Raw genomic sequence first — 25,430 nt, forward strand, 5'->3', positions numbered from 1 at the left:
GGCTCCCATGACCTCAAAGGCCGCGGGAGCCGTTTTTGCGTTAGCGGCAAGGAATCGTTCGTCGTCGATGTGCGGAAGGTGCGGGAGCGAGGCGCGTTCGACGGCGTTGGGCTTTCTCGTTGGAGACTCGGCTAGATATCCCGAGCTGTGTTCATTCCGGATTGTCCTTCGCGAATGGAGGGGCGCTGAAGGTCACCTCGCCTCTGGGGCAGAAGAAAAGCGGGGATTCCGAGCGTTCGGAATCCCCGCTTGCGTTCGGGTGGTGTTTGCCGTGCTCGCTAGTTCTTCAGCGAGTTGATGGGGGCGGGCATGCGGCCGCCGCGATGGGCGAACACGGTGCCAGCGTGGGTGTTCACGGGCATGACCGGCGCGTAGCCGAGCAGGCCGCCGAAGTCCAGCTTGTCGCCGACCTTCTTGCCGATGGCCGGGATGACGCGCACGGCGGTGGTCTTGTTGTTGATCATGCCGATGGCGCACTCGTCGGCGATGATGCCGAAGATGGCCTCGACCGGCGTGTCGCCGGGGATGGCGATCATGTCCAGGCCGACGCTGCACACGCAGGTCATGGCCTCGAGCTTCTCCAAGCACAGCGCGCCGGACTCGGCGGCGCGGATCATGCCGGCGTCCTCGGACACGGGGATGAACGCGCCGGACAGGCCGCCGACGCTGGAGCTGGCCATGACGCCGCCCTTCTTCACAGCGTCGTTGAGCATGGCGAGCGCGGCCGTGGTGCCAGGGCCGCCGCACTGGCCCACGCCGATGGCTTCCAAGATCTCGGCCACGGAGTCGCCCTCGGCCGGGGTGGGGGCCAGCGACAGGTCAAGGATGCCCTTGGCCACGCCCATACGGCGGCTGGCCTCGCGGGCCATCAGCTCGCCGGCGCGGGTGATCTTGAACGCGGTGGCCTTGATGGCCTCGGCGATCTCGGTCATGTCGGCATCCTTGGGCATGTTCGCCAGCACCTGGCGCACGACGCCCGGGCCGGAAACGCCCACGTTGACCACGGCGTCGGCCTCGCCCGAGCCGTGGAAGGCGCCGGCCATGAAGGGGTTGTCCTCGACGGCGTTGCAGAACACCACCAGCTTGCCGGCGGCGATGCAGTCGCGATCGGCGGTCAGCTCGGCGCACTGCTTGACGATGCCGGCCATCTTCAGTGCGGCATCCATGTTGATGCCGGCGCGCGTGGAGCCGACGTTGACGCTCGAGCACACGCGCTCGGTGGCGGCAAGCGCGTTGGGGATGGAGTCCATCAGCTTGTTATCGGCGGCCGATGCGCCCTTGTGCACGAGCGCGGAGAAGCCGCCCACGAAGTCGACGCCCACCTCGGCGCCGGCCTTGTCCATGGCCACGGCGATGCGCGACAGGTCGGTGTCGGGTACAGCGGCGCAGATCTCGGCGATAGGCGTGACGGAGATGCGCTTGTTCACGATCGGGATGCCGAACTCGCGCTCGAGCTGCTCTGCGGTGGGCACCAGCTGCTCGGCGGCCTTCGTCATCTTGTCGTACACCTTGCGCGCCATGGTGTTGATGTCCGAATCCGTGCAGGAACGCAGGTTCAGGCCCAACGTGATGGTGCGGATGTCCAGGTGTTGCTTGCTGACCATGGCAAGCGTTTCGGCGATTTCTTCCGGGGTGATTTGCATGATGCAGTCCTTTTAACGGGCGATTCTTTTGCAACAGGATAGCAAATTGCGGCCGCTGCCGGGTGCCGCGCCCAACTGTTCCACGAATGATTGACGCTCGGCGGCGCCATTTGCGCTCCTTGCGCACCCGCGATGGGGCAAAGCGCGATACGTCTGCGTTTAAAAAGAACGTCTGAAGTAGCCGAAAATGAGCCACGCCTCTGACCTGGTGTTTTCTGACTGTCGGAATTCGGCTATTCGCCAAGGCCCTATTTAAACGCAGACGTATCGTGGTTAGCCTTGCGTGCGGCGGTATTGGGCGGGTGGAAGAGCTTTTAGGCAACGAAAAAGCGGGCCCGTGGGCCCGCTTTTGCGATCGGTTCGTTGTTGCGGCTTAGAAGACCGGGACGACGGCGCCCTCGTAGGTTTTGTTGATGAAGTCGCGCACGGCGTCGGACTTCAGGGCCTTGGCCAGAGCCTGGATCTTCTCGGAATCCTGGTTGCCGTCCTTGACGACCAGCACGTTGGCGTAGGTCTCGGCGGCCAGGGAGTCGGTAGCCTCGACGGCCAGGGCGTCCTTCTCGACGGACAGGCCGGCGGCCTGGGCATAGTTGCCGTTGATGCAGGCGATGTCGACATCCTTCAGGGCGTTGGGGATGTTGGCGGCCTCAAGCTCCTTGATCTGCAGGTTCTTGGGGTTCTCCACGATATCCTTGGCGGTTGCGGTGATGCCTGCGCCGTCGGCCAGCTTGATCAGGCCCTCCTGCTGCAGCAGGAGCAGGGCGCGAGCCTCGTTGGTGGTGTCGTTGGGAACGGCGACGGTTGCGCCGTCGGCCAGGGCGTCAAGGGAAGCGGTCTTGCCGGCGTACAGGCCGAAGGGCTCGAAGTGGATCGGCTCGACGGAGACCAGGTGCGTGCCCTTCTCCTCATTGAAGGAATCCAGGTAAGGCTGATGCTGGAAGTAGTTGGCGTCGACCTCGCCCTCCTCGGTGACCGTGTTGGGCTGGACGTAGTCGGTGAACTCCTTCACCTCGAGCGTGTAGCCCTGCTCCTTGAGCTGGTCTGCCACGGCGTTGGTGAGGATCTCGGCGTGCGGGGTGGGGCTGGCGGCGACGGTGATGGTCTTGTCGTCGGAGCCGGAGTTGGAACCGGAACCTGCGCAACCGGCCAGGACGCCGGCGGCCAGGACGCCTGCGGCGGCGAACGCCGCGAGCTTCTTCAGTGCGGACTTCTTCATGTAGGGTCTCCCTCCCATCGTTTTGCGCTCAGGCCGCCTCGCGAGTTTGCGGGCGGAGCGGCAAGCGCTTTGTTTGCGTGACGATTAGTATACCGAGCGGCGATTTTTGGGCAATAGCTTTGATGATACGAAAAGTCGGGTGGCGGCTATCTGTGAAATCGATAACCCGGTCGGCTGTGGTGCAGAATGGGGGCGAACGGCGGCAGGACGCCCGCCACCGGCATCGTGTTGCTGGCGAAGTGCTGGAAACCGTGCCGCGCCGTCGATGGTGCGTTGGGAAACGCAAAGGTTCGGACGTCGATTTTAGCGCGCGTTGCATCGTCATTGCCGCTTTGGGCATTGCGCTGCTCCCGGTTTCGTGCTGGAAACCATACCGTTCACCTATATATATGTAGAGGTTGCGGGACTCGTTTGCAGGCGCGCTGCGCTCGTTGCTTCCCGCTTGCGCGGCCGGTAAAATAATCCTATTGAACACTTTGTCCATTATTGCCCGAGTTGTTCAAAACACGTAAAACAGCGCCGCCGGCCGTCACGATCCGGGCCTGCGCGCATTTGCAACCCGCGTACGCAAGGAAGGGGGGCATATGCCCACGCAACGGAGTTCGGTTTCCGATCCGGCGACGGCTGCGAAGCCTGCCGCAGTGGGATCGGCAACCGGCGCATCGCCCGCCGCAGCCTGCTCGGAAGCGAAGCCTGAGGCCGCCAAGCCCGCGCCGCTCGCCGTCGAGGATCGGCGCATCACGCGTTCGAAGCGCGCGCTGCGCGATGCGCTCGTGGAGCTGATCGAGGAACGTGGCCTGACCAACTTCAGCGCCAGCGACCTGTGCTCCCGCGCGGACCTCAACCGCGGCACGCTGTACAACAACTTCGGCGACATGGAGGGCCTGCTCGCCGCCCTTGAGGATGACATCATGGCCGACCTGGAGAACCTCCAGTCCCGCATGCAGCAGCTCAGCCTGAAGGACGTCCTGCGCTATCGCGTGAACAAGAAGCCCATGCCGTTTCTGGTGGGGCTGTTCGACTACCTGCGCGAACAGGGAGACTTCCTACATGCGATCATGGGCCCGAAAGGCGACCCGAGCTTCGGCCCGCGCGTGCGCGACGCCGTATGCACCGAGATCATCCAGACCATCCTGCACGAGCGCTACCGCAACGACCCCTCGCCGTTCGTGCAATATTATGTGGCGTTCTATGCCAGCGCGTATCTAGGGGTAATCACCCATTGGATCGAAACGGGCATGAAGGAAAGCTCGCAGGAGATGGCCCTTGTGGCCATGCGCCTGTTCTTCATCAAACCCGGCGACCCCATTCGACTGTAAGGAATAAGGCGGAACATGAGCGAGAACAACCAGAACGAGAACCTGCACATCGGCATCGACGTGGGCTCCACCACGGTCAAGCTTGCCATCTTGGACGACGCGGACCAGATCCGCTACGCGGTGTATCGCCGTCACCACGCGGACGTGCGCGCCACCATCGTAGAGGTGCTGTCCGAAGCCGCGCGCGACTTCGGCGACAAGCGCATGACCATCGCCATCACCGGCTCGGGCGGCCTGCTTCTGGCCCAATGGCTGGGCATCGAGTTCGTGCAGGAGGTCATCGCCAGCAAAACCGCCGTCGAAACCTTCATCCCGAAAACCGACGTGGCCATCGAGCTGGGCGGTGAGGACGCGAAGATCATCTACTTCGACAACGGCATCGAGCAGCGCATGAACGGCACGTGCGCCGGCGGCACCGGCGCGTTCATCGACCAGATGGCGGCGCTTTTGAACACCGACGCCGGCGGCCTGAACGAGCTGGCGCAGCACGCCACCACCATCTATCCCATCGCCAGCCGCTGCGGCGTGTTCGCGAAAACCGACGTGCAGCCGCTGCTCAACGAGGGCGCGCGCCGCGAGGACATCGCCGCGTCCATCTTCCAGTCCGTGGTCACGCAGACCATCTCCGGCCTGGCGTGCGGCCGTCCCATCCGCGGTTACGTGGCGTTCCTGGGCGGCCCGCTGCAGTACCTGCCTGAGCTGCGCAAACGCTTCTACGAAACGCTGAACCTTGATGAGGAGCACCGCATCGTCCCGCAAAACGCCCACCTGTTCGTGGCCGGCGGCTGCGCCATCGCCGGCGCGGCCAGCGAGACGGTGAAGGCCGAGCTGCTCTCCGACGTGCTCGAGCGCCTGAAGAACCTCGGCGACATCCAGGGCAGCGAGGTCGTGCGCCTGCCCCCGCTGTTCGCCGACCAGGCCGAGCTTGACGAGTTCAACGCCCGCCACGCCGGCGAGCGCGTGCCCCGCGGCGACCTTGCCAGCTACCGCGGCACCGCCTTTTTGGGCATCGACGCCGGCTCCACCACGTTCAAGGCCGCGCTCATCGGCCAGGACGGCGAGCTGCTGTGGACCCATTACGTATCGAACAAGGGCGACGTGCTCGGCTGCGCGAAGGCCGCCATCGCCAAGCTCTACCGCGAGCTGCCGCGCGACGCCGCCGGCAACCCGCTGGTGACCATCGGCCACTCCACGGTCACGGGCTACGGCGAGCACCTGCTGCTCGAGGCGCTGCGCGTGGACTCGGGCGAGATCGAGACGGTCGCGCACCTGCGCGGCGCGCAGGAGATGCTGCCAGGCGTGGAGTTCATCTTGGATATCGGCGGCCAGGACATGAAGTGCCTGCGCGTCAAGGACGGCGTCATCGACCACATCATGCTCAACGAGGCGTGCTCCTCGGGTTGCGGCAGCTTCATCGAAAGCTTCGCCAGCGGCCTGAACCTGGACGTGTCCGAGTTCGCGAAGACCGCCATCGGCGCGGAAAACCCCGTCGACCTGGGCAGCCGCTGCACCGTGTTCATGAACAGCCGCGTGAAGCAGGCGCAGAAGGAAGGCGCCACCGTCGGCGACATCGCCGCGGGCCTGGCCATCTCGGTCATTAAGAACGCCCTGTTCAAGGTCATCAAGATCCGCGACCCGCATGACGTGGGCAGCAAGGTCATCGTGCAGGGCGGCACGTTCCTCAACGACGCCGTGCTGCGCGCCTTCGAGCAGCTCTCGGGCGTGAACGCCGTGCGCCCCGATATCGCCGGCAACATGGGCGCGTTCGGCGCGGCGCTTCTGGCCCGCGACCGCTTTAGCCGCCAGGATTCGCAGGTCAGCGGCCTGCTGTCCCTTGATGCGCTCGAGGCCCTTGCTCCCACGCACAAGACCGTGCGCTGCAAGGCGTGCTCGAACCACTGCCTGCTCACCGTCAACGACTTCGGCGTCGACGAGGCCACGGGCAAGCATCGCCGCTTCATCACGGGCAACCGTTGCGAGAAGGGCACCGGCGCGCTGGGCCAGGCGACGAAGGCCGACAAGGTCCCCAACCTGTTCGAGTACAAGTCGAAGCGCCTGTTCGATCACTATACGCCGCTGCCGGAGCAGGATGCGCCGCGCGGCACCGTGGGCATCCCGCGCGCGCTGAACATGTACGAGAACTACCCGTTCTGGTTCACCTTCTTCACGAAGCTGGGCTGGCGCGTGGTGCTCTCGGACCCGTCCACGAAGAAAACCTACGAGGCCGGCATCGAGTCCATGCCGTCGGAGAGCGTGTGCTACCCGGCGAAGCTCTCGCACGGCCATATCATGAACCTGCTGGACAAGCACCCCGACTTCATCTGGTTCCCCTGCAGCAAGTGGGAGCGCCAGGAGGACGAGGGCGCCGGCAACCATTTCAACTGCCCCATCGTGGCCAGCTACGCTGAGGCGCTGCGCCTCAACATCGACGAGCTGCGCGACTCCGATACGCAGTTCTTGAACCCGTGGCTGCCTTACGATAAGAAGGAGCACCTGAAGAAGCGCCTGTTCGTGGAGCTGATCCAGGCGCATCCCGAGCTGTGCGGCAAGGGCGTGGCGGCGCCTACGCAGGCCGAGGTCGACGCTGCGGTCGACGCCGCATGGGCCGAGGACGAGGCGTTCAAGGCCGACATCCGCGAGAAGGGCGCCGAGACGCTGCTGTGGATGGAGAGGACCCACACGCACGGCATCGTGCTGGCGGGCCGCCCGTACCACAACGACCCCGAGATCAACCACGCCATCCCCGAGCTTCTGACCAGCTTCGGTCTGGCGGTGCTCGCCGAGGACTCCATCGCGCACCTGGGCACGCTCGAGCGCCCCATCCGCCTGGTGGACCAGTGGATGTACCACACGCGCCTGTACGCCGCCGCGAAGGTGGCCTCGGAGCGCAAGGACCTCGACCTTATCCAGCTGAACAGCTTCGGCTGCGGCCTTGACGCGCTGACCACCGACCAGGTGCAGGAGATCTTGGAGCAGGCGGGCAAGGTGTACACCGTGCTGAAGATCGACGAGGTGTCGAACCTGGGCGCCGCGCGCATCCGCGTGCGCAGCCTGCTTGCGGCCCTGAAGGACCAGGCCGACGAGGAGGCCGAGGCCCGCGCCGCCGAGCAGGCGCAGAATGCCGCGGGCTGCGGCGCATGCAGCCTGGACGTGGAGCAGCTGCTGTCCGAGGCCGAGGAGCGCGCGGCGGGCAAGCAGGCCGGCGGCGCCGATGCCGAGGCCGTGCAGGCCGCGGCGGCCGCCATCAAGCCGCCCGCAAGCTTCACGGAAAAGGCCGCGCCCGAGGTGCAGGCCGAGTTCAAGCAGCGCGATAGCGGCGCTTCGACGGAGTTCCCGCGCGCCCAGTTCACCAAGGAGATGCGCGATGCGGGCTACACCATCCTGGCCCCGCAGATGGCGCCGTACCACTTCGAGCTGCTCGTGCCCATCTTCGAGCGCTTCGGCTACAACGTGGAGCTGCTGCCCTCCGTGGACCACGGGGCGGTGGACGCGGGCCTGAAGTACGTGAACAACGACATCTGCTATCCGTCCATCCTGGTCACAGGCCAGATCATGGAAGCGGTCATGTCCGGCAAGTACGACACCGACAAGCTGGCCGTGCTCATCACGCAGACCGGCGGCGGCTGCCGTGCCACGAACTACATCTCGCTCATCCGCAAGGCGCTCAAGTCGGTGGGCCTGTCGCATATCCCGGTCATCGCCATCAGCTTCAAGGACTTGGGCGAGGTCAACCCCGGCTTCTCCATCACGCCGGCCATGCTCTACCAGGCCGTGTCGGCGCTGCAGTACGGCGATTTGCTTATGATGTGCTTGTACCGCACGCGCCCCTACGAGGTGGAGCCCGGCAGCGCGAACGCCCTGTTCGACCACTGGATGGCCGAATGCAAGCGGCAGCTGAAGCGCGGCGTGAAGCGCGGCGAATTCAAGCAGACGGTCAAGCAGATCGTCGAGGACTTCGACACGCTGCCGCTGCAGGGCGAGGGCACCAAGCCGCGCGTCGGCGTGGTCGGCGAGATCTTGGTGAAGTTCCACCCCACGGCGAACAACCAGATCGTCGACGTCATCGAGCGCGAGGGCTGCGAGGCCGTGGTGCCGGGTCTCATCGAGTTCTTCCTGTTCGGCGCCGCGGGCGGCATCTTCCAGAAGGACCCGCTCGGCCGTTCGGCCAAGGGCGCGTTCGGCAGCAAGATCGCCCTGCAGGTGGTGAAGGCCCTGCGCGCGCCGGTGACCAAGGCGCTTGAGGAGTCCACGCGCTTCGAACCGCCGGCGAGCATCTACGAGCTGGCCGAGTACGCAAGCGAGATCTTGAGCCTGTGCAACTCCATGGGCGAGGGCTGGCTGCTCACGGCCGAGATGGTGGAGCTCATCCGCACGGGCGCCCCGAACGTGGTGTGCACGCAGCCGTTCGCCTGCCTGCCGAACCACGTGGTGGGCAAGGCGGTCATCAAGGAGCTGCGCCGCCGTTACCCGGAGAGCAACATCGTGGCTGTCGACTACGATCCCGGCGCGTCCGAGGTCAACCAGCTCAACCGCATCAAGCTCATGATCGCGGTGGCGAAGAGCAACCTGGCCGACAAGGAGGCCGAGGCTCGCGCGGCCCGCACGGCGGCGGCAACGCCGGCAGCCGAGGAAGCCGGCAAGCTCGACGTGCAGGAAACCAGGGCGTAAAGCCGCTAACGGGGGCGAGGGGAAACCGTCGCCCCCTGCGTTTCGCTTGCGAGAACGCGGTCGTTTTGCAACAAGGAAAGGAACGATATGGCTGGCAAGCTGATCATCTGCCCGACGCCCATCGGCAACTTAGGCGATATGCCGCAGCGTGCGCTTGATGCGCTGACCAGCGCCGATGTGGTGTGCGCGGAGGACACGCGCGTCACCGGCAAGCTGCTGGCGGCTTTCGGTATCGAAAAGCGCCTGGAACGCCTGGACGAGGCGCTCATCGGCTCGCGCGCCGACGGCATCGTGGCGCGCGTGGAGGCGGGCGAGGTCATCGCGTACTGCAGTGACGCCGGCATGCCGGGCGTGTCCGACCCGGGTTTGCGCCTGGTGCGCGCATGCCGCCAGGCGGGCGCTCCCGTGGAGGTGCTGCCCGGTCCCACCGCCACGGCAACGGCGTACGTGGCCAGCGGCTGTACGAACCCGCGATTCTATTTCGGCGGCTTCTTCCCGCGCAAGGCCGGCGAGCAGAAGGCCGCGCTCGACGCGGTGCGCACGCTGGATGCGGCGCTTATCTATTATGAAAGCCCGAACCGCATCGCCGGGGCGCTGGCGGCGCTCGCCGAGGCGTTCCCGCTGCGCGAGGCGGCGGTGTGCCGCGAGCTCACGAAGCTGCATGAGGAAGTGGTGCGCGACGCGCTGCCCGCGCTGCGCGACGAGTTCGCGGCCCGCGAGGCGGCCGGCAGCATCAAGGGCGAGATCGTCATCGTGATCGACGGGCCCAGCGAGGCGGAGGGGCAGGCGGCCCAGGAAAGCGCCGAGGATTCCGCCCGTGTCCGCGCCGCCCAGCTCAAGGCCGAGGGCGCGCGCAACAAGGACATCGCGAAAACGCTGGCGGCAGAGTTCGGCCTGCCGCGCAACGCCGCGTACGAGATCGCGCTGGAGGCGTAGGGCGTGGCCAGCGAAAACCGATCCGGCCCGGTGCGCACGCGTCGCGTGGACCCGGGCGAGCTCAAGCGCCAGACGGTGGGCGGATCGCGCACATCGGGCGCCGGTCGCGGGGCCGGCGGAGCCGGGAAGGCTGCGCGGCAGCGTCCGTCCGGCGCCGGTCGCGCGGCGGCCGGGGCGGGGAAGGCCGGTTCGCAAACCGTGCGCCGCAAGCCCGCGCGCGCAGCGGCGGCGCCCGAGGTGTTTTACGTGGACGGCATCGAGGTGCATCTGCAGCGCAAGCGGGTGAAGAACCTCAACCTGCGCATCGCCCGCGACGGCGGCCACGTGGATGCATCCGCGCCCGCCTGGATGACGCCCGCGGACGTTGCCGATTTTGTGCATCGCAAGCACGACTGGATTCAAGCCCAAATGGAGCGCGTGTCCGCCACGCCCATGGCGCAGGCCTCGCAGGCGTCGAAGGCCGAGGTGGCGCAGTGGCGCGCGGTGGTGCAGGCATGCGTGCCCGCGCTGGTGGCGGCATGGGAGCCCATCATGGGGGTGAAGGCGGGTCAGCTGGCGTATCGCAACATGACCAGCCGCTGGGGCAGCTGCCAACCTTCCACGGGCCGCATCTGCATCAACGTGCGATTGGCGCTCTACCCGCCGGAATGCCTGGAGTACGTGGTGGTGCACGAGCTGTGCCACCTGCTCGAGCGCGGTCACGGCCCAAGGTTCCACCAGCTCATGGACAACTTCATGCCCGACTGGAAACAACGCCGCGACAAGCTGCGGTAAAAACTAATGCCTCCGTAGCATTCTGGTTCGTTAACGCTTCGCACCCCGCTGCTGCATTCCATTAGCGACTTGAGCACCTGCGCGCACGGTGGTAGAATACAGTGTATTCAAACAGTGAGAGGAGCTGCTATGACTACGCTTACCATGCGTGTGGATGACATTGATGCGTCGGTCGTGCGCAAATACGCCAAGTTTGAGGGTAAAACCATTTCCGATTTCATTCGCGATGCCGTGTTCGAGAAAATCGAAGACCAAGAAGACCTCGCCGCGCTGCGCGCCGCCGTGGCAGAAGATGACGGCGAACGTTATAGCCAAGCTCAAGTGCTAGCGGAGCTGGGGCTGTAAATGGCGTATCGCGTTGAGTACACCAAGGCTGCGTTGAAGCAGCTAAAGAAGATGGATCGCTTCGATGCGCGGCTTATCGTTTCTTGGATTGGCAAAAACCTGGAAGGGTGCGAAAATCCGCGCGTCCATGGCAAGGGCCTTACGGCCAATCGTTCGGGTGAGTGGCGTTATCGCGTTGGCGATTATCGCATCCTATGCATTATCGAAGATGAGAAGCTTGTCGTTGAAGTTTTCTCGATAGGTCATCGCAGCACGGTGTACGATCGCTAGCGAGTCGATCCTCTGCGATGTTCTAGTTCGTTATCTTCAATTGTTTCTTGTAGCGTGTTTCGTTTCCGTTGCGCTTCCGTGCGCGTTTCGTGCGTCCATGATTGACGGCGGTGTATGGCTGGTACCATCACGGTCATGAACACGAATGAGCTTATATCTACGGGCGTGCCGGACGCGCCTTCTGCAGAACAATCGGCAGTAACTTCCATGGCGGTTAATGGCTGCTCAAACGCTTCTCCCGCCAATCCCGAATCCGAGCGCGACGGCTTGCCGCCGCGGCAGCGCCGCTTGGTGCTGGGCATCATGGTGTCGGGTACCACGGCGGCGTGCATCTCCCAAAGCATGATGATCGCCGCGTTGCCGGCGGTCATGCACGAGTACGCCATCAGCGCAAGCTCCGGCCAGCTGCTCACCACCGCCTACATCTTCGTGTTGGGCCTGATCAGCGCTATGACGGGCTATCTGATGAACCGGTTCGACTCCAAGAAGCTGTTCTTCGCATCCATGGCGTCGTTCGCCATCGGGTGTGCAGCGGCCATCTTCGCGCCGAACTACCCGTGCCTGCTTGCGGCGCGCCTGCTGCAGGCCGGCGGCGCCGGCATCTGCCTGCCGCTCGTGCAGCTGGTGGCGCTGAACATCTATCCGAAAAGCCAGTACGGCCAGGCTACGGCCATCGTGGGCATGATCATCGGGTTCGCGCCCGCCATCGGCCCCACCATCAGCGGCTTCCTCATCGATGCGTGGGGTTGGCGCTCCATGTTCTGGATGCTCGGTGCCATCGCGCTTGCGGTGATGGCGCTGACGGTGCTGCTGCTTGATGACGTGGTGCACCGTCCCGACCATCCGGGGCATTTCGACCTGGTGTCGGCGCTTCTGTATTCCGGCGGCTTCGTGCTGGTGATGATTGCGGCCACCATGCTGGAATCGGGCGGGTCCGTGGGCGTGGGCTTCGTCCTCCCGTTGCTGCTGGGCTTGGCGGGGCTGGCAGTGTTCGCACGCCGCCAGCTGCGCGTCCCCGAGCCGTTCCTGAAGCTGAAGTGCTTCCGCGACAAGACGTTCGCCGTCTCCACGCTCATCGTCATATGCGCGCACATGATGTTCATGGCGCCGTCGATCATGGTGCCGCTGTTCGTGCAGGATATCCAGGGGCTTTCGGCAACGGTGTCGGGTCTGACGCTTTTGCCCGGCGCCATCATGATGGGCGTGATGAACCCCATCACCGGACGCCTCCTCGATCGTCGCGGCCCGCGCCCGCTTATCGTGGCGGGCTGCGCTACGGTGCTTGCGGGCACGGTGGCGTTCGCCCTTATTCCCGCAAGCGTTCCCGAATGGGTGGTTACGGTGCTTTATGGCATCCGCGCGACGGGCATCGCGTGCCTGATGATGCCGCTGACGGCATGGGCGTGCACCACGCTCGATCCCGACGAGCTGGCGCAGGCATCGGCCATCATCACGTCCGCGCGACAGCTCATCGGCAGCCTTTCGGCATCGGTGTTCATCGCCGCTATGGCGTTGACCTCGCAAAACGCGCTCGGCGTCGACCTTGGCGGCTTCGACTTCAGCTTCTGGCTGCAATGCGCCGTTCCCGTGCTTGCGTTCATCCTGGGCATGTTCGTCCTGCCGAAGATGGGAAGCGTTGCGAAATAGCGGGGCCGTCGTGCCATTGTGGTGAGGAGGGATGGTCCGAAGGTATTTCGTTGTTAGCGCCGTTTTAGGATGGCCTCTAGCGTTTCGGTAAGCTCTTCAAGCAGGGGGTCGTCGTTTTCCTTGTTCCAGACAAGGAAAACTGGAACATTTGCCTCTTCGTCGGCGAAGGGGAGAAATACTGCATTTGGATAAGTACTTGCTATATAAGGTTCATTGGTGGCTATGAGACAACCTTTGTCCTCACTAATGAACTGTGTGTTGTCATCGATTGTGTAGAGGTGCGTAAAATGCGGCTCGACGTCTGACTTATCGAATAAATCGAGCAGTAGGGGCAAAGCATATCGTATATCGTGGGGCCACCCGACGGCGACAGAGCGAAGGTCATTGGGCGAAATGGTCGTTAGATTTGCGAGTGGGTTGCTTTTATTGACGACTACGATTGATTGGGACGTTCCGACGCGGGCGGATGCCAGCGTATCGCTCTTTGGTTCCCCAAGGATGAGCGCGGCATCAACGGAGCCTTCAATTACGGCAGATAAACATGACCCGCTATCTCTTCTTACTACGAGAATTCTTCGTTGTGGGTCAAGGCGTTCCAGCGCCTCCACTCCTTTTTGGTTGATAAGTTTGCTTCTTGCTGGGGCATAGGCTGCTGCAAGGATAAATGTTCTGGGGGTGTCATTATTTTCTTTGGGAAGCTTGGCCAAGCGTTCGAACTCTTTGACATTGCGGCTGATGTTGTCGGCAAGGGGCTTAAGGAGCAAGGCTTTCTCTGTTGGAACGATAGCACGCCCTTCCTTTACGAATAGCTTTATGCCGAGCTCTGTTTCCAAATCTCCTAGTGCTTTTGATATGGCGGCGGGTGTCACGAAGTGCGTTTGAGCGGTTTCCTTAAAGCTGCTTGTGTCTACCGCCGTCGAAAAATAGCTGAGCTGCTGAATATTCATACGCTGGTCCGATCGTGATTGAATTTACTTTTGATTATATAAGGACTTCGACTTTGCAATTTACGGAATTAACATAAGGCATGGGTAACAATTAGTTGTCCATCGCAAACCGATGGTGTTTATTTGCGCATAAATAACCGTGTTACAAATGGGTCACTCGATATCGGATAGGCATGCAATCAAGAATGAAGGGAGATGATTATGGAACTTGTTGGAAAAGGTGACTCACTAAAGCTGAAGTTTGCAGCTGCTTTGGCGGCTTGTGCGTTGGCTTTTGGCGTTGCTGTTAGCGTAAGCGACTCGGCATTTGCGTATGATTACAGCCAGGGTAATTGGGGTGATAGCTCTTACTCGAGTTATGCGTATGCTTCAGACGTGTCGTATACGTCCGCTAGGAGCAAGCTTAACGATTCGTCGGCATGGGATGCTTGCTATGGTGGAGCGAACCATTATGTTGAGGTTGCGGCAACAGGATACGTTTGGGATGTCAAATTTGTTGGTAGCCCCATTTATTATTGGAATGCGGGCAAAAGCGGATATCTTCTCAACAACGTAAAAGAGAGAGGCTTTCCTCAAGCGCTTCTGTGGTTTAACAATCCTAACAGCTACAACACGACAATTTCTGGCGTCTGGAGTCCTGATAGTATCTAGCGATGTTAGGGGCGTTGCTTTTGGCGGCGCCCTATTTGAATGGAGCCCTGATGCGCGTAGAAATATCGCATTACACTAAAGCAATAAAAGGCATAACGGTTCTTGACGACGTCAATCTAATTCTTGAACCAGGAACATGCTATGGCCTACGTGGTAAAAACGGGTCTGGCAAAACAATGTTGATGCGTGCAATTGCTGGTTTGCTTTTCCCAACGTCGGGCGGCGTTTTTGTTGATGGCAAAAAACTGGGGAAAGACATTGACTTCCCTGCTTCTGTGGGTCTACTGATAGAGACTCCGTCGTTTTTGCCTCGATACGCAGGGTTTAAGAACCTGCAGTTACTTGCTGGGTTGCGCGGGGTCGCCGGTGGCGACGACATAGCTGAAGCTCTTCGCCGCGTTGGTCTTGATTCCGATGATAAGCGGCCTTATCGCAAATACTCACTTGGTATGCAGCAACGTTTGGGGATTGCGTGTGCCATTATGGAACATCCGGACCTCATTCTTTTAGATGAGCCCATCAACGCACTTGACCCATCTGGGGTTGCGCGCGTAGAAACAATTGTGCGCGAAGAAAAAGAGCGCGGGGCAATTGTTGTTGTGGCTTGTCACGACGCTGAAGAGTTAGACCTTCTTGCTGACGAGATTTTCGTCATGGCGGAAGGGCGTTTGACAAGTCACGAAAAAGCGGGTGGCTAAGATGCGACAAATGAAGAACACGGCTTCCGTAAAGCGTCCTATTAAATTAGCTATTGCACTTGCGCTTGTAATATTATTGGTTGCAGCTTGTACGCTTCGCATCTATTCGGTAAATAACCCGTCCCAACAGAAACCCCCTGTTAGCTATTCGATTTTCGAAGACATGCCAATCCTGAACTCCGCTGGTTCTGATGTGTATGCTAGGGCGCTTCACTATTGCGTCCTGTCCAAAGATGAAGCAATGTCCGCTTTTCCCAATTGCCAAAGCGAATTGGAAATATTGGGGCCCGATGTAAAGACCAAATTACTTGTTGTTCGAGTCGTCTTTTCAAACAAGAGCGATAGTGAACAGGTTGTAGAGCCTGGGCGCTTAACGGCTCAAGCGGGCACCTGGGCGAACGGTATGGATGCCGGACTGTTTTGCAAAATAAACAACGTCACGGGTATGGCGGGACGCCTCGCCGCAGGTCAATCTGTGGAGATGCTGGTTCCTTATGTTGCGTCCGACAATCAGTTTGGCTTTAGCCGCGAATGGGATACGTTTGAAAACGCGTCATTCAACTTGGTGACGGCGACGTACCCGCAAAAAACGTATATCCAACTTTCAAACAAGCTTGCCCTTGAAGATTTTTCCTTTTCATCTAGCTCAGGGGAGGAGAAATAGGATGAAGCGCGCAATTGCGTATGAGATTAAGCGAGCCTTTGGCTCTAGCGGCTTTGCCGTAGCCTTGTTTGCTGCGCTGGTGCTTTCTGTTACTCAAGTTGCCATGGTTTCTGCTCCGTTTGCATATTCCGATGGCTGGCAATTTTGGCGAAATGGTGCGAATGGCGCGTTTCCTCCATCAGCTTACAATACCTGGATAGGGCTTACTGCGTACTCGGTTTTCACGATGATGTTTTACTATGCACTCCCTTTGCTGGCTTGTTTTCCCGCAGCGAGCTCCTTGTGCTTTGATGTCCATTCTGGGTATGCGTGCCAGGTTGTTTCGCGTATTGGCCGAGTACATTACATCGTTTCGAAAATACTTGCCGCCAGTCTGACGGCGGCGATTGTGATTGCTGTGCCGTTGGTGCTGAATGTTACGGCAACGGCGTGCCTGGTGCCTGCATTATGGCCGGACTCGGCTGAGTCTACGTTCTTTGTGAGGCCGAGCAATACGTTGGCGAGCGTATTCTTCGCGTGCCCGCTAGCGTTTATTGCTCTGTTTTCTGCATTGGCGGTAGGCTTGGGCGTTGCTTGCGTGGCGTTGTCCTGTGCACTGTCGTTTTTGGTTAGCAGCCGGTTCATCGTTTTGCTTGCCCCTATGGCGGCATGCTTTGCTCTTCAATTCGCCTTGCAAGGTTCCGCTATTGCAGGCTTTGCTCCTATCAATGCGATATTGCCGTTTCAGCCTCAGCCTTCGATTTTTGTGATTTCAGCTGGGTTGCAAATGCTTGCCATTGTTGCTTTGTTTGGCGTTACGGTCTTGCAAACTAAACGGTTTGAGGGTACGCAATGAGCGCAGCGGGGCGTCATTGGGTTGTATCAGGCATCGAATACATGTGGAAAGTGAACCGGTCGGTTTCTTTTGTTCTGACGGTTTACGGAGTGCTATCAGCGGTGCTTCTTGCAAGGTCAATTTGGGCAGCTGATAGTTTGCTTGATGTGTGGACTACGCTAGGAGTTGGTCCTTCGTATGGCGGAGGGTCTGGGTTGTTGAGCGTAACCTGGGTTGATTGTCTGCTGTTCTTTCTGTTTGGTATGAAGGAGCCGTCAGGTGCAATAAACGAGGTTTTAGCTTTGAACATTGCGTGGGTTCTTTTGTTCGTAGTGGTTGGCTTTGCGGCTTGCTGCGCGGCCGGGCATAAGTGCACTTTGCCGGTTGCTTTGAGGTGCGGGGGCAGGAAAAGGCAAGCTCTGATTATGCTGCTGTGGTTGGTAACGGTTGTCTTGTTGCTGCTAGCTGAGCTTGCTGTCATTGCGTATATTGTCCCAGCCGCATTAGGCGTGCTGGCTCAAGGCGATATATGCTCGCTTTCTCCGTATGTTCAGCTGTTGGTTAGGGAAGGGGTCAGCTCGTTAGAGCTTGCGGACTTTGGACTTATGCTCGTTGCGAATGCTGCCTGGCTGATTGCGGTGGCATTGGGTGTAGCGGCATTCTGCACGATTGCTGGTCGTCCCCTGGCTATGTTGTTGTTGCTTGGAGTGGCTGTTGGCTCGGCGTATGCGCCAACGGCGCTTCCTTTGTTGGATTATGCGATGATTGCTCGTTCTGCGATATTCGGGCCAGGCTTGATTGAACCGCTTATGAGCATGTTTATTGCGGTTGTTGTTGATGCTGTGGCGCTGTTGTTTCTGGTCGTCGCTCGAATGCGTGCTGAATGGAAGTGAATATGATTAATGCGATAGTGCGTTCTGCGAAGGATGCTAGGACGTTGACTGTAACAACTGGACTGACTGTCGCGCTTCTAGCCTTATTGTGCGGGTGTTCTTCACTCCCTTCTTCCCATACGGGGGAGGTGTCTGTAGATCCGGGTGACGCATTGGATGTGCAAGGTGCGAGAGTTTCGGAAGGGCTTCCTTTTAATAGCTCGATTATTAATAAAGCATCAGCGGACGAAGGGGATCTTGTCATAACGCTGCTTGAATATAGCGTTGGCTCATCATTGCCATCAGGTGCGGTTCCCCTTTGGATGAATGGTCAGGCGGACGAAAGCGTGGGCGGACATTGGGAGATTAATGAGGACGGTGCGTTTTCCGATGGCTGGGCGTTTGTGAACGCTCGTTTTCGCGTGACAAATAACGAAGATGTTGCAAGAACGTTTAACGTGGGGACTTTCCGGCTGATGCCTTTCAATGAAGCTGGCGAAAGGGTGCCATTGCTGTATGGGGCCGACCCTATTTGGTTTGAATTGGGCGAACCGAACACGAAGAGCTACTATAACGCGACTGTTCAACCGCATGAGTCGGTGGAATTTGGTATGTCGTTTATTTGTCGGGAGGATTTGTTTGACAATGCTACCGTTTATCTAACCGTTGGCGAAGACATTATCGGCCTTGAAACCACGAATATAAAAGGCTTCCTTCTCGGGTCAACTGCGGAGCAGCAATGAACAGCTTGCGTTTTTCCGAGCGAAAGACGGCGATACGATCGTTTGGAGGCTTGTTTAGGATGCATAAAAGTTTACCGTTTGCAGCGTTGCTGGTCGGGATTGTTGCTGCATCTTTTGCGTGCGTGAAAACGGCGGTTTCCGTTGACATAGGGCTGTGCGCTATGGATTGCTTGCTTGATGCTTGCGATTCGGCGCGGGGGGTTCCTCTGTTGTGGTTGGTGTGCCCGGTGCTCTCGGCGTTTTATCTTGGGTGGTTGTGGCAGGCGCGTGAGGTGCCGGTTGCGGTTGTTCTTTCGGGAAGTCGCGTTCGCTTGGCGGGTGCTCAGTTAGCGGATGCCGTAATTGTCTCGGTTGCGGTTTCGCTGGCTTTCGTAGTGTCGCTGATATTGTTTGGCGTGTTGCTTACGGGGGGCTTTTGCAACTTCGACGCCACAGCAAGTCGTTTCGCTTACGTCAACAAGGGGCTTACGCTTGAAATTGTGCCGGTGACAGAAATAGTCGCGACGGTCTATCTGTACTGCGCTGTCTCTCAGGTAGCGTTATTTGCGGTGTTTTATGTTGTGCGGAATTTCGTGGCTACGAAGGGGGCAATAGCAATTTTGGGAGTGCTTTGCTTGCCTGCGGTGCACGGTCACGATTCGTTTATCTACGATGTTGCGCACAATATTCTTGGTGGTTCGATTATTTTCCCCAATCCGCTTTCGTTCTTGTTCGAGACTGCAAATGTGGGTCACTCATCATGGTTGCCTGGGGCTGGTCATGGGCTTCTCTCGTTGCTTGCTATGATGGGTGTATTGTTAGTGTTTGCGTTTTTGCTGGCTCGCAGGCGAGAGTTTTTGTGACGCAAACGCAAAACTGCGAGACGCGGCAGGGCAAGAACTTGCGAGTCGTCCTCCCCTAAAAATAAGAAACCCGGCTCGTGGCCGGGTTTCCCTTTAGATCATATTCATCTGCGCAAGCGTTGCGTTGTACCAGTGCTCCCAGTTCGGCGGGCAGTACTTCTTGGCGGCGTCCACCGAGATGGTGTAGCCGTAGCCGCGGGCAAGGCCGGCCACATGATCGCGGATGGCCTCTTCCCAGCTTCCCCAGCTGCAGCCGCCCCAGCCCCAGGCGTTGCAGCTGCCGGAGCAGTACAGGCCCTTGGAGCTTTCGGTGTTGGAGATGGCGGGTGACCAACGCGGGTCCACGCCGTAATCCCAAGCGGCCTCGGCGAACACCTTGCCCGTGCCTGCCATAGGCGAACCAGCCAGATATGCGTCGATGCGGCCGGCCCACTGCGCCACGAACACGTCGCGCTCACTTGCCCAGTCGGCGCCGTCGTCGCCGGGTGCCTCCACGGTGCCCGCGGAAGATCCGCCCGCTGCCTCGGCGGCAGCCGGAGCGCTGGCGGAATCGGCCTGCTCCTGCTTGTCCGCCTCCTTTGCGGTTTCGGCCTTGGCTGCCTCGGCTTCAGCGGCCTTTGCGGCCTCTTCGGCCTGGCGGGCAGCTTCCTCCTGCGCTTTGCGCTGGGCCTCCTGGCGCGCCTGCTGGGCGGCGGAAAGCGCCTGCTCGGCGTTGGCCGCTTCGGCGTCGGCGTCCTTCTTCGCCTGCGACAGGTCGCGATGCGTCTGGTCGAGCTCGTCCTTCAGTTCGCCAAGGCGCTTGATCTCGGCCTGGTTGCTGCTGTAGATGTGGGACACGTACTCAAGCGACGTGAAGAAGTCCACGATGTTCTCGGAGCTGAGGACCATTTCCAGCAAGCCGGGCGTGGAAGCCTGCGTCTTGTACAGCTTCACCGCGGCAGCGGAGCTGCGCTCCTGCTGAGTGGGAAGGGCCTCCTCGATTTCGGCGATGCGCGCCTCGTTGTCGGCGATCTGCTGATTCAGGTCGCCGATGCGGCTTATGGCCTGGTCATATTCGGCGGCAGTGCGCTCGACTTCTTGCTGTGCGGCGTCGGCCTGCACGTTCGTGTCGATGTCCTCCGCCCATGCGGTTTGCTGCGAAAGGCCCACGACCGGCACGCTTGCGAAGGCCAGCGTCGCGCTCAAGGCGACGGTCAGCGGCAAGCGGTGGCGAGGGCGGCTGCTCGGGTTCGTTTGAAGTTTGTTAGAAAACATCCGCCATCCTTCGATTTATAACAATTGCCGTTGATTATACCGGGCGGATATGTGCAAACCGTGCCGCTCATTAAACGTGCACAAGCGCTCGAGCCCGCCGGATCGCCCGATGATTGCGTGGTGGCGGGTTTGGGGGCAGGCTTCGCGCCGTCCCCGCGTGGTACAATCAAAGGCACTGCGAAAACCCAGGTTGGCGGGGCATCATTCGCCCGACTGCGGCCGCGAGCAAAAGGAAGCACCATGTCAAAGGGAACCTACTCGTTCACCACGCCCATCTATTACGTGAACGCCGAGCCCCACTTGGGCACGGCCTACACTACCGTCGCCGCCGACACCGTCGCGCGCTACCAGCGCATGAACGGCTACGACGTGGCGTTCGTCACGGGCATGGACGAGCATGGCCAGAAAGTGGCCGATACCGCCGAGTCGAAGGGCATGACCCCGCAGGCCTGGTGCGATTCCATGGAGCCGGCGTTCCGCAACGTGTGGGACCTGCTCGACATCACCTACACCGATTTCGTGCGCACCACCCAGCCGCGCCACGCCCGCACCGTGCAGAAGTTCTGGCAGGACCTGTTCGACAAGGGCTGGTGCTACAAGGGCAGCTACGAGGGTTGGTACTGCGTGCACGAGGAAACCTATTACGCCGAGTCCGACCTTGAGAAGAACGAGGACGGCGAGCTGGTGTGCCCCGACTGCCATCGCCCGGTGCAGAAGGCCGGCGGCGAGGAGAACTGGTTCTTCAAGCTCTCCGAGTTCCAGGAGCCGCTGCTGAAGTTCTACGAGGAGAACCCCGACTTCATCCGTCCCGAAACGCGCAAGAACGAGGTGGTCACCTTCGTGAAGAGCGGCCTGAAGGACCTGTCCATCAGCCGTTCCACCTTCGACTGGGGCGTGCCGCTGCCCTTCGACGATGGCCACGTGGCCTACGTGTGGGCCGACGCCCTGCTGGCCTATCTCACGGGCATCGGCTACGGCGACGAGCAGCGCGCCGGCGAGTTCGAGCAGCGCTGGCCCATGCAGTACCACTTCGTGGGCAAGGACATCACGCGCTTCCACTGCGTCATCTGGCCGGCCATGCTCATGGCCGCCGGCCTGCCCATCACGCACGCGGTGTTCGGCCATGGCTTTTTGCTCACCAAGGGCGAGAAGATGTCGAAGTCCAAGGGCAACGGCATGAAGCCCGCCGACCTGGTGAAGATCTTCGGCGTGGACGCGTACCGCTACTACTTCATGTCCGACGTGCAGTTCGGTCATGACGGCAACATCTCCATGGAGCGCATGGTGCAGGTGTACAACGCTGACCTGGCCAACACCTGGGGCAACCTGTGCAGCCGCGTGTTCAACATGACGAGCAAGTACTTCGACGGCAAGGTGCCCGCCGTGCCGGCAGACGCCGCCGAGCGCGTTGCCAACCCCATGCTGCCCATCGTCGAGCAGCTGTACGCGAAGTACGATGCCTGCATGTCCCAGGTCGACTTCACCGGCGCTGCCGCCGCGGTGCAGGAGCTTGCCGGTCGCGTGAACCTCTACGTTGAGGAAAGCGCCCCGTGGAACCTGGCGAAGAAGGAGGAGACGCAGGGCGACCTGGCCGCCGTCATCTACAACGCGCTCGAGGCCATCCGCATCATCGCGCTGTACATGGCCCCGTTCATGCCGAACACCTCCAACGAGGTCTTCGATCGCCTGAGCCTGGGCAAGGTCACCGATGTGGTGGACGTCGAGGGCGCCACGAAGTGGGGCCAGCTGTCCGCCGGCAACATGGTCACCGTGGGCGACCCGCTGTTCCCGCGCCTGAACATGGACGAGATCCAGATCGAGGAATAAAGGGGTTTCGCCCGCTAAACGGCAGGCGGAACGCTTGATGTTGCGGCAGATCGCGGCGAAGGAACCTCCTCCGCCGCGCCGCACATCGCGACGTCCCGGGCTCCGACGTCGGACGCTTTGGGGACGTAGCACTAAGTGTCCGGGCGAAGGGGAGGACCCTTCGCCCTGCTGTATATATAGGGAAGGGATGCATGGCCGAGGAAGAGCAACAACCGGTTTTCGATGACGCGCTGTTTCGGCAGAAGCGTAAGCACGGAAGGTTTCGCCTGGTGGAGCCGCCGCGGCTTGCCGGTCCGGTGGTGGACACGCACGCGCATGTGCACCTGCTGGCCGACCCGGCGCTGGAGTTCGCGCGCTGCGCGGCGTGGGGCGTGGGCTTCGTCTGCGACATCATTGATGTGCAGGAGGACGCCCCGAACGTGTTCGAGCGCTTCGATGGCTGGTTTGCCGAAGCGCGGTCGCGCCTGCCCGAAGCGGTGGAGCGCACGCGCGAGGTGTTGGCCGCCGGCGGCGACGAGCTGACGCATCTGCCCGATGGCGCCGATGCGGCGTGTTTCGCCTTGCCTGCCGATGCGGCGTCGCGCCCGCTGCCGCGCTTGCGCCTGGCGGCCGGCGTGCATCCGCATAACGCGCGCTTTTACGATGATGCAATGGAATCGCGCCTGGTCAAACGCTTGGCCGACCCGCGTGTATGCGCCGTGGGCGAGATAGGCCTGGACTACCATTACGACCTGTCGCCGCGCGAGGATCAGCGGCGGGCGTTTCGCCGTCAAATCCGCCTGGCGCACGCTACGGGACTTCCCGCGGCGCTGCATGTGCGCGAGGCGCATGACGAGGCGTTCGCCATCCTGTGCGAGGAGGGCTTCCCCGAGGCGGGCACGTTGCTGCATTGCTTCGACCTGGACTGGGAAACGCTTGAGCCTTGGGTCGATCGGGGTTGCTTCGTGGCTTTGGGCGGTGCGCTCACGTTCAAGCGCTGCCAGGACACGCGCGATGCGGTCGCGCGCACTCCGCGCAACCTGCTGCTCACCGAAACCGATTCGCCGTACATGACGCCCGAGCCCATGCGCGGCATGCCGTGCGGCCCGGCGCACACCGTGTTCACCGCGGCGTGCATGGCCGAGATGCTCGGGTGCGAAACCGAGCAGGCCAGGAACGAGATGCTGGCCCAGATCGCGCAAAACGCGCGCGCATTGCTGGACCGCCAGCCCACCGCCTGGCAGATCGAACACGCGCAAACCGCCGCAACTGAAAGGAATTGCGAATGAAACGCCTGATCATCGTTGGTTCGCCTCGCGTCGAGGGGCGAAGCGGCGCGCTTGCGGACCTTCTGTTCGAAAGCTGCATCGAGGAATGCCCGGAAGACGAAGTGTACCTGGCGCCCGTGTCCACGCTCGACGTGGCCGGCTGCAACGCCTGCGATTTCTGCAAGCGCAAGGCGCAGGGCGCGATGACCGAGCAGGAGGCCGCCGAGGACGAGGCCTTCGAGGAGCAGCGCGCCGAGGACGAGGCGCCGCGCCGTTGCGCCATCCGCGACGACATGGACGACGTGTACCCGCTGCTCGAGGACGCCGACGAGCTGATCGTCGTGGCGCCGGTGTATTTCGCCGGGCCGTCTTCGCAGCTCAAGTGCATGCTCGATCGATTCCAGCCGTACTTCTGGACGCGTACCCGTGCGCGCAAGCGCCCGTGCACGCTGCATGTGGTGGGCGAGGGCGGCGACCCGCATGGCTTCGACCCGCTTGTGGGGTGCGTCCGCTCCGCCGCCGCGGTGGCGGGCTTCCGCTTGGAGCGCGTGCTGGATTGGGTCGGCAAGATCGACGAATCCGGCGAGATCGTGGATGAGGCCGACGAGTACCCCGTCGAGGGGCCCGTGGTGCGCGCCTTCGCCGGGGGCAAGATGGCGGACCAGTCGGCCGATGTGCAGGAGCTGCTGGCCGAGGATGAGCCGGTGGAGCAGTTTGACGAGCCCGAGGCGTTCGCCGAGGACGATTTCGCCGCTCAACTGGCATCCCAGGCGCAGCGCCGCCAGAACCGCGCGCGCCTGAACCTGGGCGAGAACGGCGCCGAGCGCCAGGTCATCCAGCTTGACGAGGACGGCCGCCGCATCGATGCGGCGCAGCACGGCCGTAAGCGTTCGGCTCAGAAGAAACACGCCAACGCCAAGCGCGGCACGAACGGCACGGTGCAGGCCAAGCACGAGAACCCGCACGCCCCCAAGGGCAAAGGCGGGCAGGGCAAGTCCGGCAAGGGCGGCTCGAAGCAAGGCGGCGGCCGCGGCAAGCAGGGGAAGCGCCGTGGGTAGCGTATCGTCTTTGGCCAACCTGTCGGTCACCCGGCAGGTGCTGGTGGACCACGGGCTTTCGGCTAAGTACTCGCTCGGGCAGAACTTCCTGGTCAACGAGGCCATCGTGGCGAAGATCGTGGCGCTTGCGGAGCTCGAGGGCGCGGACAACGTGCTCGAGATCGGCCCCGGCATCGGCACGCTCACCATGGCCTTGCTGCAGAATGCGAAGCACGTCACGTCCATCGAGCGCGACACCGACTTGCCCGCCGTGCTGGCCGAAACGCTGGAGCCGTGGTGGGATTCGTTCACGCTTATCCAGAAGGATGCGCTTGACCTGCAGCTTTCCGACTTGGATGGGCAAGAGGCCCCCAACAAGCTGGTGGCGAACCTGCCGTATGCCGTTGCCGCAACGGTGGTGCTCGACTATTTTCAGCGTATCGAGTCGCTTGAGTCGGCAACGGTGATGGTGCAGAAGGAGGTGGCCGACCGCATGGCCGCCGAGCCGGGCACGAAGAACTACGGCGCCTACACGGTGAAGCTGCGGCTGTACGCGCAGCCGGCTGGGCGTTTCCCGGTCAGCCCGAACAACTTCTTCCCGCCGCCGCGCGTGGACAGCGCGGTCATCCGCCTGAACCGCACGCCCGTGCTTGATGAGCAGGGGAAACCGCTCGACGGGGAAGTGGTGCGCGCCGCTTGCGCCATGGCCGATGCTGCGTTCGCCAGCCGTCGCAAGACGCTGTCGAACTCGTGCAAAACCTACTTCGCTGGCCGTGGAGCCAATGGCGCTGCGGTGGCGCCGCATCTGCCCGAGTTGTTCGAGCAAGCGGGCGTCGATCCCAAGCGCCGCGGTGAGACGCTCTCGCTGGCGGAGTTCGTGAACATGGGCAAGGCGCTGCTGGCGCTGCAGCAGGGTTAGCGATGGAAGCCGATATGCTATTTGGGCCGCGTGCGTCGCGGCCCTTTTTGCGTGATGCGGGGTTAGGAATGCGAGTCTGCAGCAGTCTGGCAGGTGT

At 61.5% G+C, this 25,430-nt stretch carries 22 protein-coding genes; 18 read left to right on the forward strand and 4 right to left on the reverse strand.

Features of this window, described 5'->3' with window-relative positions:
• Positions 1-278: 278 nt before the first annotated feature.
• Positions 279-1,643 carry a PFL family protein gene (locus tag Q0D52_RS00285; protein ID WP_042432706.1) on the reverse strand — a complete coding sequence of 455 codons (1,365 nt, stop codon included), beginning with the start codon at positions 1,641-1,643 and terminating at the stop codon, positions 279-281.
• A gap of 373 nt (positions 1,644-2,016) precedes the next feature.
• A complete protein-coding gene (locus Q0D52_RS00290) occupies positions 2,017-2,859 on the reverse strand; it encodes a MetQ/NlpA family ABC transporter substrate-binding protein (RefSeq protein ID WP_294161684.1) in 843 nt (280 codons plus the stop codon).
• Between the two features lie 584 nt (positions 2,860-3,443).
• On the opposite strand from Q0D52_RS00290, the gene Q0D52_RS00295 reads away from it, so the two are divergent.
• From Q0D52_RS00295 to Q0D52_RS00325, 7 genes are all read left to right on the forward strand, one after another.
• Entirely contained in the window at positions 3,444-4,178 is a 735-nt protein-coding gene (locus Q0D52_RS00295) for a TetR/AcrR family transcriptional regulator C-terminal domain-containing protein (protein ID WP_294379354.1), read from the forward strand.
• Between the two features lie 15 nt (positions 4,179-4,193).
• Positions 4,194-8,846 carry a 2-hydroxyacyl-CoA dehydratase gene (locus tag Q0D52_RS00300; protein WP_294379356.1) on the forward strand — a complete coding sequence of 1,551 codons (4,653 nt, stop codon included), beginning with the start codon at positions 4,194-4,196 and terminating at the stop codon, positions 8,844-8,846.
• Positions 8,847-8,933: 87 nt separating this feature from the next.
• Complete coding sequence (rsmI, locus tag Q0D52_RS00305; protein WP_294379358.1) at positions 8,934-9,782, forward strand: 16S rRNA (cytidine(1402)-2'-O)-methyltransferase; 849 nt, start codon at positions 8,934-8,936, stop codon at positions 9,780-9,782.
• 3 nt (positions 9,783-9,785) lie between these two features.
• A complete protein-coding gene (locus Q0D52_RS00310) occupies positions 9,786-10,556 on the forward strand; it encodes a SprT family zinc-dependent metalloprotease (protein ID WP_294379360.1) in 771 nt (256 codons plus the stop codon).
• A gap of 129 nt (positions 10,557-10,685) precedes the next feature.
• On the forward strand, positions 10,686-10,901 hold the full coding sequence (gene relB / locus Q0D52_RS00315; protein ID WP_294379362.1) for a type II toxin-antitoxin system RelB family antitoxin: 216 nt from the start codon (positions 10,686-10,688) through the stop codon (positions 10,899-10,901).
• Positions 10,902-11,171 (forward strand): type II toxin-antitoxin system RelE/ParE family toxin, encoded by a 270-nt coding sequence (locus tag Q0D52_RS00320; protein ID WP_294379364.1) that lies wholly within the window; start codon positions 10,902-10,904, stop codon positions 11,169-11,171. It begins immediately after the preceding gene.
• Between the two features lie 114 nt (positions 11,172-11,285).
• Positions 11,286-12,818 (forward strand): DHA2 family efflux MFS transporter permease subunit, encoded by a 1,533-nt coding sequence (locus tag Q0D52_RS00325; protein WP_294379366.1) that lies wholly within the window; start codon positions 11,286-11,288, stop codon positions 12,816-12,818.
• A gap of 53 nt (positions 12,819-12,871) precedes the next feature.
• Here Q0D52_RS00325 and Q0D52_RS00330 read toward each other — a convergent pair whose 3' ends face one another.
• A complete protein-coding gene (locus Q0D52_RS00330) occupies positions 12,872-13,765 on the reverse strand; it encodes a LysR family transcriptional regulator (RefSeq protein WP_294379369.1) in 894 nt (297 codons plus the stop codon).
• A 201-nt stretch (positions 13,766-13,966) separates the two neighbouring features.
• On the opposite strand from Q0D52_RS00330, the gene Q0D52_RS00335 reads away from it, so the two are divergent.
• The 7 genes from Q0D52_RS00335 to Q0D52_RS00365 all read left to right on the forward strand — a co-directional run bounded on the left by Q0D52_RS00335 (position 13,967) and on the right by Q0D52_RS00365 (position 19,049).
• On the forward strand, positions 13,967-14,416 hold the full coding sequence (locus Q0D52_RS00335) for a DUF2712 domain-containing protein (protein ID WP_294379370.1): 450 nt from the start codon (positions 13,967-13,969) through the stop codon (positions 14,414-14,416).
• Between the two features lie 50 nt (positions 14,417-14,466).
• Complete coding sequence (locus Q0D52_RS00340) at positions 14,467-15,114, forward strand: ATP-binding cassette domain-containing protein (RefSeq protein WP_294379372.1); 648 nt, start codon at positions 14,467-14,469, stop codon at positions 15,112-15,114.
• Positions 15,115-15,124: 10 nt separating this feature from the next.
• On the forward strand, positions 15,125-15,778 hold the full coding sequence (locus Q0D52_RS00345) for a hypothetical protein (protein ID WP_294379375.1): 654 nt from the start codon (positions 15,125-15,127) through the stop codon (positions 15,776-15,778).
• 1 nt (position 15,779) lies between these two features.
• Positions 15,780-16,613, forward strand: coding sequence for a hypothetical protein (locus Q0D52_RS00350; RefSeq protein ID WP_294379376.1), 834 nt, complete (start codon positions 15,780-15,782; stop codon positions 16,611-16,613).
• Positions 16,610-17,485, forward strand: a complete 876-nt coding sequence (locus Q0D52_RS00355; RefSeq protein WP_294379378.1) for a hypothetical protein — start codon at positions 16,610-16,612, stop codon at positions 17,483-17,485. The genes Q0D52_RS00350 and Q0D52_RS00355 overlap by 4 nt, the downstream gene beginning before the upstream one ends.
• A gap of 128 nt (positions 17,486-17,613) precedes the next feature.
• Positions 17,614-18,207 (forward strand): hypothetical protein, encoded by a 594-nt coding sequence (locus Q0D52_RS00360; RefSeq protein ID WP_294379380.1) that lies wholly within the window; start codon positions 17,614-17,616, stop codon positions 18,205-18,207.
• Positions 18,204-19,049 carry a hypothetical protein gene (locus Q0D52_RS00365; RefSeq protein WP_294379382.1) on the forward strand — a complete coding sequence of 282 codons (846 nt, stop codon included), beginning with the start codon at positions 18,204-18,206 and terminating at the stop codon, positions 19,047-19,049. The genes Q0D52_RS00360 and Q0D52_RS00365 overlap by 4 nt, the downstream gene beginning before the upstream one ends.
• A gap of 93 nt (positions 19,050-19,142) precedes the next feature.
• Here the strand turns inward: Q0D52_RS00365 and Q0D52_RS00370 are convergent, their stop codons facing one another.
• Positions 19,143-20,303, reverse strand: a complete 1,161-nt coding sequence (locus Q0D52_RS00370) for a hypothetical protein (protein ID WP_294379384.1) — start codon at positions 20,301-20,303, stop codon at positions 19,143-19,145.
• A gap of 240 nt (positions 20,304-20,543) precedes the next feature.
• Between Q0D52_RS00370 and metG the strand changes: the two genes are divergently transcribed.
• From metG to rsmA, 4 genes are all read left to right on the forward strand, one after another.
• Positions 20,544-22,130 carry a methionine--tRNA ligase gene (gene metG / locus Q0D52_RS00375; protein WP_294379386.1) on the forward strand — a complete coding sequence of 529 codons (1,587 nt, stop codon included), beginning with the start codon at positions 20,544-20,546 and terminating at the stop codon, positions 22,128-22,130.
• Positions 22,131-22,321: 191 nt separating this feature from the next.
• The gene (locus Q0D52_RS00380) at positions 22,322-23,398 is read left to right on the forward strand and encodes a TatD family hydrolase (protein ID WP_294379388.1); all 1,077 of its coding nucleotides are present in this window, start codon (positions 22,322-22,324) and stop codon (positions 23,396-23,398) included.
• On the forward strand, positions 23,395-24,435 hold the full coding sequence (locus Q0D52_RS00385) for a flavodoxin family protein (RefSeq protein ID WP_294379390.1): 1,041 nt from the start codon (positions 23,395-23,397) through the stop codon (positions 24,433-24,435). Before Q0D52_RS00380 ends, Q0D52_RS00385 begins: the two co-directional genes overlap by 4 nt.
• Positions 24,428-25,333, forward strand: coding sequence for a 16S rRNA (adenine(1518)-N(6)/adenine(1519)-N(6))-dimethyltransferase RsmA (gene rsmA, locus Q0D52_RS00390; protein WP_294379392.1), 906 nt, complete (start codon positions 24,428-24,430; stop codon positions 25,331-25,333). Before Q0D52_RS00385 ends, rsmA begins: the two co-directional genes overlap by 8 nt.
• Positions 25,334-25,430 lie beyond the last annotated feature (97 nt).

The organism is uncultured Senegalimassilia sp., assembly GCF_934630535.1.
In the GTDB taxonomy this organism is placed as follows: domain Bacteria; phylum Actinomycetota; class Coriobacteriia; order Coriobacteriales; family Eggerthellaceae; genus Senegalimassilia.

Coding starts and splice junctions, on each gene's coding strand:
- Q0D52_RS00285 (WP_042432706.1), bottom strand. CDS start 1,643: ATGCAAATCACCCCGGAAGAAATCGCCGAAACGCTTGCCATGGTCAGC.
- Q0D52_RS00290 (WP_294161684.1), bottom strand. CDS start 2,859: ATGAAGAAGTCCGCACTGAAGAAGCTCGCGGCGTTCGCCGCCGCAGGC.
- Q0D52_RS00295 (WP_294379354.1), top strand. CDS start 3,444: ATGCCCACGCAACGGAGTTCGGTTTCCGATCCGGCGACGGCTGCGAAG.
- Q0D52_RS00300 (WP_294379356.1), top strand. CDS start 4,194: ATGAGCGAGAACAACCAGAACGAGAACCTGCACATCGGCATCGACGTG.
- rsmI (WP_294379358.1), top strand. CDS start 8,934: ATGGCTGGCAAGCTGATCATCTGCCCGACGCCCATCGGCAACTTAGGC.
- relB (WP_294379362.1), top strand. CDS start 10,686: ATGACTACGCTTACCATGCGTGTGGATGACATTGATGCGTCGGTCGTG.
- Q0D52_RS00320 (WP_294379364.1), top strand. CDS start 10,902: ATGGCGTATCGCGTTGAGTACACCAAGGCTGCGTTGAAGCAGCTAAAG.
- Q0D52_RS00325 (WP_294379366.1), top strand. CDS start 11,286: ATGGCTGGTACCATCACGGTCATGAACACGAATGAGCTTATATCTACG.
- Q0D52_RS00330 (WP_294379369.1), bottom strand. CDS start 13,765: ATGAATATTCAGCAGCTCAGCTATTTTTCGACGGCGGTAGACACAAGC.
- Q0D52_RS00335 (WP_294379370.1), top strand. CDS start 13,967: ATGGAACTTGTTGGAAAAGGTGACTCACTAAAGCTGAAGTTTGCAGCT.
- Q0D52_RS00340 (WP_294379372.1), top strand. CDS start 14,467: ATGCGCGTAGAAATATCGCATTACACTAAAGCAATAAAAGGCATAACG.
- Q0D52_RS00345 (WP_294379375.1), top strand. CDS start 15,125: ATGAAGAACACGGCTTCCGTAAAGCGTCCTATTAAATTAGCTATTGCA.
- Q0D52_RS00350 (WP_294379376.1), top strand. CDS start 15,780: ATGAAGCGCGCAATTGCGTATGAGATTAAGCGAGCCTTTGGCTCTAGC.
- Q0D52_RS00355 (WP_294379378.1), top strand. CDS start 16,610: ATGAGCGCAGCGGGGCGTCATTGGGTTGTATCAGGCATCGAATACATG.
- Q0D52_RS00365 (WP_294379382.1), top strand. CDS start 18,204: ATGAACAGCTTGCGTTTTTCCGAGCGAAAGACGGCGATACGATCGTTT.
- Q0D52_RS00370 (WP_294379384.1), bottom strand. CDS start 20,303: ATGTTTTCTAACAAACTTCAAACGAACCCGAGCAGCCGCCCTCGCCAC.
- metG (WP_294379386.1), top strand. CDS start 20,544: ATGTCAAAGGGAACCTACTCGTTCACCACGCCCATCTATTACGTGAAC.
- Q0D52_RS00380 (WP_294379388.1), top strand. CDS start 22,322: ATGGCCGAGGAAGAGCAACAACCGGTTTTCGATGACGCGCTGTTTCGG.
- Q0D52_RS00385 (WP_294379390.1), top strand. CDS start 23,395: ATGAAACGCCTGATCATCGTTGGTTCGCCTCGCGTCGAGGGGCGAAGC.